Below are 1005 nucleotides of genomic sequence, written 5' to 3'. Positions count from 1 at the left end.
GCACGCTCGCGGACGGCTTCCCCAACGACGTCCGGCGCATCGTGCGCGTGAACGTGGAGCTGTGCTTCCCCGCGCTGTCCCCGGCGGCGAAGCGCACGCTCGCCCGCCGCGCGCTGCAGTCCTCGGCGTGCAACCTGCTCGAGCTGGGGGCGATCTGGCACCGGCCGGTGACGGAGACCCTGGCGCTGATCCGGGAGGTGGACGGCGAGGCGGTATTCACCGAGGCCCTGGCCGAGGGCCGCGGCGTGCTCATCATCGCGCCCCACCTCGGTGCCTGGGAGCTACTCCAGGCGTGGGTCGCGCAGCGCACCCCGCTCCACGCCCTCTACCGCCCGCCACGCCAGGCGTGGCTGGAATCGCTGCTGGTGGCGGCGCGCTCGCGTACCGGTGCGCGCTTCCACCCCGCCCGGGCCGGCGGCGTGCGCGCCCTGCTGCGGGCGCTGCGCGACGGCGAGAGCGTCGGCATCCTGCCGGACCAGCAGCCCCCCGGCGAGGGCGTGCACGTGCCCTTCTTCGGCCAGCCGGCCAAGACCATGACCCTGTTCGGCCGCATCGCCGAGCGCAGCGGCGCCCCGGTGGTGATCGGCTGGGCCGAGCGCCTGCCCGCCGGCCGGGGCTTCCGCGTGCACTGGCGCCGTGCCGACCCGGCGGTGGCCGCCCCGGACCCGGCCACCGCCGCGACCGCCCTCAACCACACCATCGAGGCGGCGGTCCGCGAGCAGCCGGAGCAGTACCTGTGGAGCTACCGCCGCTTCTCCCGCCAGCCCGAGGGCGTGCGCAACCCGTACAAGCGCTTCGCCGACCGCGGCCGCTGGCTGGTGGAGCGCTGACCCGGCGGGACGCGCCGGGTCAGTCCCCGTCGCCGAAGCGGTAGCCGAAGCGCTCGATGTCCTCGGCGTAGTGCCGGGCCACCAGCGCCCGGGTCTCCGGCGTGTAGTAATCCTGATAGGTCCCGCGGTCACCCGCGCGGCGGCGGTGCGGCAGCGCCGGCGCCTCGATGCCGAT

The 1005-nt window shown here is 75.9% G+C and carries 1 protein-coding gene; it reads left to right on the top strand.

The window, feature by feature from the left end; all coding sequences use genetic code 11:
• The coding region (locus G7A99_RS21050; protein ID WP_163143855.1) for a lysophospholipid acyltransferase family protein at positions 1 to 830 on the top strand (830 nt) is incomplete at its 5' end.
• Between the last annotated feature and the right edge of the window lie 175 nt (positions 831 to 1005).

It is taken from the genome of Arhodomonas sp. KWT (assembly GCF_010993615.1).
This window is presented reverse-complemented; position numbering and strand designations above follow the sequence as displayed.